This window comes from candidate division KSB1 bacterium (assembly GCA_034506335.1).
Classification (GTDB): Bacteria; Zhuqueibacterota; Zhuqueibacteria; order JANLFK01; family Oleimicrobiaceae; genus Oleimicrobium.
In genome coordinates, this window is record JAPDPR010000089.1 from 1 (window position 1) to 6,236 (window position 6,236).

Below are 6,236 nucleotides of genomic sequence, written 5' to 3' on the forward strand. Positions count from 1 at the left end.
CGTTCGGCCCGCGTCACAATCAGCGACTGACTCAGCCAGTTCTTGCCGCTGCGTTCCGGAATACACTCTGCCCTGACCGCACAGTGGGGACACTTGACTCGCACCGGCGCACGGCAACCCAGTTTGCGGTTCTGCAACGTCGACAACACTACTTCTGCTCCAAGCAACACGATTACGGTGGTTTGCAGCACCATGACCAGTTGTGTCCGTCTCATCTCCGCCTCGCTTTGCCCGAGGCTGCGCAAGGTCACCTGTCCAGTGCAGCCGCTCCGGCCCCCGTGCCCCGTAATTTGGGTGAGTTGCAGACCGTAGAAGCCACATGCCATCATCGAGCCGCTGTTCGGCGCAGAAAGGCCATTGGCGTGGCCGAGTGCTCGCAGCCGTTCCTACTACGGGCGACAAAGGAGAGCGTAGAGACAAGCACGCCGACGCGCCACAACATCTCAGCTCCTCGCGGCGATAGGAGGAGCCGCATCGGTTCTTCGTCACCTCTGCGTGGGCTCCCGCGCGGCTAGCGTGCCTGCTGCCTATGCGGTGACAAACTGACGTCTGTTCGGGTAGTGGTACTTGCAGGCGATTGTTCCACCAGACTGGGCGCAAGGTTGGATAAGCCGTAGAGGAAGTGAGAATTGCGCAGACGTCCGCGCCTGGACTGCTACCCCGCCCCGCTGGAGGCAGACCACGAGAGTGTGCCACGCATCCCGGCTGCAACGGCGGCCCTTGCTCATATTTTGATCACCACTTGAGGGGTCTACCCCGCCTTCACTTCCCCCTCCGCAAACAAGATTGTTATTCTATTTTCCGGCCGATGAGGGAGCTAGCTGGGCCGCGTTCGCCTGCCAGCGCTCCACAAGACCAAAGGTTCCCGATCCCGTTTCGTTCCGACCAAAGCACATGGGGCCGTTCTTGCGTGGAGTGACCATTACCTTGTTACTTGGCCAGCACACCGTTTTTTTCAATATGAAAAACGGGCTCTTGTCAACCCTTTTTTTGCCGCAGAGCGTACTCAAGGCCCAAGGGAGGGATACCCGCGTCATAGGCCAAGTTCAAGGGGGTAGCAACCACCCACGCCTGCCTGCCCTGGTGGTCTCCCAGAAACCCGCACCTGTCCCCCGTGGCCATGTTGCTCACTGCAGAGTGGGGACGGGCAGCTTAGGGTGCCTGGGAGGGTTTTGTCCCTCCTTCTGTGGCGGCACTCTGGAGGGGAAAGTATGTGGCCTCCAAGGTTTTTTTCCCGGCTCCCGGAGCTCGGCGTCCGGTTCGGCTTCGTGCCAGCTATGGCAGGGCAGCATAGTCCAGTGGCTCGTGGCCCGAGTAAGGCCTCACGCGGTAGCCAAGGTCAGATGGTGGTTACCACCGATGCCCCGGGCGCCAATTCCGTGAGTTGGGCAACGATAGGAAGGGAGGTTCGAGCGGCTCGCTACAACCACCACTACTTTTCCTCTTGCATTTTAGTTCTGTTTGTTTAACTTTCTCGGTACCATGCCTCGAGTAATGGTCGTCGTTGCAGGTGCCTGCGCGCGGTGGCAGGGCTTCTCGGGAAGGAGGCGCACAGCGCGTGCGGAGACCTCCTTCCGGAGAAGGGCACCGGAACACGGCGCGAGGAGCAGAGGTCACGCCACTACGGAATGAGGAGGGACAGGAATGCGTTTTGCAGCGCTCCCCGGCATCACGGTCATGTCGTTAGCGATTGCGCTCATATCTGTCCGAGGAAACGGGGAGGCGATGGGTGACGCCGAGTGGGAGAACCCTCGCATCTTCGGCATCAACAAGGAGCCACCGCACTGCACAATCACTCCCTTTGCCGATGTGAGGCAGGCGTTCTCCTATTCCCGCAGTGCGTCACCTCTCGTCCAGTCGCTCAACGGTCCCTGGCAGTTCCACTGGGTGAGGCGACCGGAGGACCGCCCACGCGAATTCTACCGTCAGGAGTTTGACGCCAGCAGGTGGGACAGCATCCCTGTACCCAGTAACTGGCAGATGCACGGGTATGATATCCCCATCTACACCAACGTGCGCTACCCCTTTCCGGCCAATCCACCGCACATTCCGCACGATTTCAACCCGGTGGGCTCCTATCGGAGGACCTTTTCTCTGCCACAGGACTGGGAAGGTCGGCAAGTGTTTGTGGTCTTTGACGGCGTTGAGTCGGCTTTCTACCTCTGGGTGAACGGCGAGTTGGTGGGTTACAGCCAGGACAGCCGCACGCCGGCGGAGTTCAACATCACGCGCTTTGTCAGGCCCGGCCAGAACTTGATGGCGGTGGAAGTCTATCGCTGGTCTGATGGTTCGTACCTTGAGGACCAAGACTTTTGGCGGCTGAGCGGCATTTTTCGCGACGTGTATCTGGTCGCCCGGCCGACCGTCTACGTGCGGGACTTTTTTGTGCAGACCGAACTTGATGGGGACTACCGCAATGGCGCCCTACGGGTGACGGCTAAGGTGCGCAATAATGGGCCCGCAGGCGTGAAGAAGCCAACCTTGGAGGCCGTTTTGCTGGATGGGACCGAGGCGGGAGCGCCGGTGGTGGCCAGAATGAGCGCCACCACTCCGTACTTAGAATCCTGCGCCGAGAGCACCATGCTCCTGAGGGCGGAGGTGCCGAACCCGCGAAAGTGGTCGGCGGAGAAACCCAATTTGTACATGCTCCTCTTGACCCTGAAGGACGCAGAGGGTCAGGTGCTGGAAGTGGTGCCTGCCCGCATCGGCTTCCGCGGCGTGGAGATCAAAGGCGGGCAGCTCTTGGTGAACGGCAAGCCCATCTACATCAAGGGGGTGAACCGCCACGAGCACGACCCCGATACCGGGCACTATGTGAGCGTGGAGTCAATGGTGCGCGACATCCTGCTGATGAAGCGCTTCAACATCAACGCGGTGCGCACCTGCCACTATCCGGACACCCCGGTCTGGTACGACCTCTGTGATTACTACGGCCTTTACGTGATCGACGAGGCCAATGTGGAATCGCACGGCATGGGCTATGACCCCGAACGCACTTTGGCCAACAAGCCGGAGTGGCGGGAGGCGCACCTGGACCGTATCACCCGCATGGTGGAGCGCGACAAGAACCACCCCTCGGTGATCGTCTGGTCGCTGGGCAACGAGGCCGGCGATGGGACGACTTTTGAGGAGGCCAGCGAGTGGATTCACCAGCGCGACCCGTCGCGGCCGGTGCATTACGAGCGCGCCGGCACGCGCCCGCATACCGACATCGTGTGCCCGATGTACTCGCCCCTTGAGCACCTGATCCAATACGGCAGCCAGGACCGCGATCGGCCGCTCATCATGTGCGAGTACGCCCACGCCATGGGCAATGCCGTGGGCAACCTCAAAGAGTACTGGGAGGTCATCGAGCGGTACAGAAACCTGCAGGGCGGTTGCATCTGGGACTGGGTCGACCAGGGCTTGCGCAAGTACGCTCTCAGCGAGAAAGGGGAGAGGGTTTGGTTCTGGGCTTATGGCGGTGACTTTGGCGACCAACCCAATGACGGCAACTTTTGCTGCAACGGCTTGGTGCTCCCTGACCGGCCGATCACCCCGAAGCTGTGGGAGGTGAAGAAGGTCTACCAGAATATCGCAGTGGACCCGGTCGACTTGACACGGGGCCGAATTCGCGTGCGGAACAAATTCTTTTTCACCGACCTGGCGGAGTTTCAGCCCAGTTGGGAGCTCTGCGAGGATGGGACGGTCATCCAGCAGGGCGTTTTGGACCCGATCCCCTTGCCTCCTAGGCAGGCAGCCCAAGTGCGCATCCCCTTGAAGAAACCACGCCTGCACCCCGGGGCGGAGTATCACCTGCGCGTCGCCTTCCGCCTGCGCTCGGCCACTCCCTGGGCGGACCAGGGGCACGAGGTGGCGTGGGAGCAGTTTGCCATGCCGTGGCATGTCCCCCCAGCGCCGGTGGTACGACTTGCTGAGAAGGGCACCTTGCGGGTGGAGGACGATGGGGACTTGGTGCTGGTCGAGGGGCGAGATTTTGCCGTGTCTTTTTCCCGCGCCACTGGAACCATGCAGTCATTGCGTTACGGCAACAGAGAGATTCTGGCAACCGCGGAAGCCCCTGGGCCCATACTGAACGCCTACCGTGCACCAACCGACAACGACAAGTACCTTCGTCCCCTTTGGCAGCAGGCCGGGCTGGACCGCCTGCAGGCAGCAGTAAAGGACTTTGAGGTTAAGCAAGCGGCCCCCGCCGAAGTGCGTGTGCAGGTGCGACTGCTCCACGCCGGCATGGAAGGTAAAGGTTTCGTCCACACCGTCACCTACGACGTTTTCAGCAACGGCTGGATCGATGTGCTGAATACGGTGGAGCCGGTAGGGGAGCTGCCAATTCTACCTCGGCTGGGGGTGCGACTTCTGCTTGATCCGGCCTACGAGCACCTGGAATGGTTCGGGCGCGGACCGCACGAGAACTATCCCGACCGCAAGACAAGCGCCGATTTCGGGCGGTACCGCAGCACGGTGAGCGAGCAGTACGAGCCGTACGTGCGACCGCAGGAGATGGGCAACCGCGAGGAGGTGCGCTGGCTGGCCCTGACCGACACGACCGGCGCGGGGCTGCTTGTGGTCGCCGCCGAGCCGCTTGCCATGTCTGCCCTCCATTTCACCGCGCACGACCTGGACCAGGCCGCTCATATCCACGAGTTACGACCACGGGCCGAAGTGGTGCTGTGCCTTGATTACAAACAGTGCGGCCTGGGCAATGCCAGCTGTGGGCCAGGCGTCTTGGAGCAGTACGCGCTCAAACCGGCACCGGCTGTGTTTCGTTTCACTCTGCGACCGTATGTCCCTCCGATGGGCGACCTTGCCGAGGTGGCCAGGATGCGCCTGCGGTGACCATCGCGGGAACATGGCAATGGAAAGAGAACTGCGGGCGGTCATCCTGGCGGCGGGCAGGGGCACGCGCATGAAGTCGGATCTGCCCAAGGTACTCCACCATTTGCGCGGCCGCCCCATGGTGGAGTATGTGATCCAGGCCTGCCGCGATGTGGGCGTGCAGACCATCTACGTGGTTGTCGGATATGGGGCGGAAAAAGTGCGTCAGGCGCTTGGCCCGAATCTCTGCTATGTGACCCAGCAGCCACAGCTGGGCACTGGCCACGCGCTGCAGCAGGTTGCGCCCCTGCTTGCAGACTATTCCGGGGACTTGCTGGTGCTGGTCGGGGATAGCCCGCTCGTCACTGCCGGGCTCTTGCGCGGGCTCTGGCAGAGGCACCAAAGCTCAGGCGCCGCAGCTACTTTTCTGACCGCAGTCTTTGACCGGCCACCGGCGTATGGGCGGGTGCTGCGGGATCAGCACGGCAGGGTCGCGCGCGTGGTGGAGGAGGCAGACGCTTCACCGGAAATCGCAGCGATCAAAGAGGTCATCACTTCGCAGTACTGTTTTCGCGCCGAGATTGTGCTCCCTTTGCTTCATAGAATTGACAACCGCAACGCCAAGGGAGAGTACTACCTGACCGACATCGTGGGCATCTTGCGCTCGGAAGGGCACGAGGTGGAGGCGATGCAGGTGCAGGACACGCGGCTGGTCTGGGCGGTGAATACGCCACAGGAGCTGGCGCAGGCGGAAAGATTCCTTGCTGAGCTGCAGGCCGAACAGGCCGTTGCGCCCGAGGGCGTCAAGGAGAGCTCTAGATGAGCGCCAGCTCCCTGCAGGTCTCGGCTCCGGGGCGCGTCTGTCTTTTTGGCGAACACCAGGATTACCTCGGACTGCCCGTCATCGCCGCGGCCATTGACCGCCGCATCTGGATTACAGGCGAAAAGAGGGCAGACGGCCTCTTCGAAATCGACCTCCCCGACATTGGCTCCCGCGAGACTTTTTCGCTGCCAGGCCCTGTTCCTTACGTGAAGCAACGCGATTACTTGCGCAGTGGCCTCAACGTCCTCCTGCGCAAGGGGCTGGCCCTGGAGACCGGCTACTCATGTCGCGTGCATGGGACTATCCCCATAAACTCCGGCACCTCGAGCTCCTCGGCGCTGGTGGTGGCGTGGGTGCTTTTTCTGCTGGCGGCCGCGCACGATGTTCGCGCCAATGATCCAATGTTTGTGGCCCGTTGCGCACACGAGGCCGAAGTGCTGGAATTCCGCGAGCCAGGCGGGATGATGGACCACGTCACATCCAGCTTTGGCGGTGTACTCCATATCGCCTTCCAGCCCGAGGTGCAAGTAGAAAAGCTGCCGGCGTCGTTGGGTACCTTCGTGCTCGGCGATTCCCAAGAGCCAAAGGACACCACCGG

At 61.7% G+C, this 6,236-nt stretch carries 4 protein-coding genes; 3 read left to right on the forward strand and 1 reads right to left on the reverse strand.

Annotated features, from left to right (window positions below; translation table 11 throughout):
* A partial coding sequence (locus ONB25_15060; GenBank protein MDZ7394205.1) for a hypothetical protein occupies nucleotides 1-215 on the reverse strand: 215 nt, incomplete at its 3' end.
* 1,429 nt (nucleotides 216-1,644) lie between these two features.
* On the opposite strand from ONB25_15060, the gene ONB25_15065 reads away from it, so the two are divergent.
* From ONB25_15065 to ONB25_15075, 3 genes are all read left to right on the forward strand, one after another.
* On the forward strand, nucleotides 1,645-4,836 hold the full coding sequence (locus ONB25_15065) for a DUF4981 domain-containing protein (GenBank protein MDZ7394206.1): 3,192 nt from the start codon (nucleotides 1,645-1,647) through the stop codon (nucleotides 4,834-4,836).
* A 19-nt stretch (nucleotides 4,837-4,855) separates the two neighbouring features.
* Nucleotides 4,856-5,638, forward strand: coding sequence for an NTP transferase domain-containing protein (locus ONB25_15070; protein MDZ7394207.1), 783 nt, complete (start codon nucleotides 4,856-4,858; stop codon nucleotides 5,636-5,638).
* Nucleotides 5,635-6,236 (forward strand): GHMP kinase (locus ONB25_15075; GenBank protein MDZ7394208.1); only part of this gene is annotated, 602 nt, incomplete at its 3' end. The genes ONB25_15070 and ONB25_15075, both read left to right, overlap by 4 nt.

Coding starts and splice junctions, on each gene's coding strand:
- ONB25_15070 (MDZ7394207.1), top strand. CDS start 4,856: ATGGAAAGAGAACTGCGGGCGGTCATCCTGGCGGCGGGCAGGGGCACG.
- ONB25_15065 (MDZ7394206.1), top strand. CDS start 1,645: ATGCGTTTTGCAGCGCTCCCCGGCATCACGGTCATGTCGTTAGCGATT.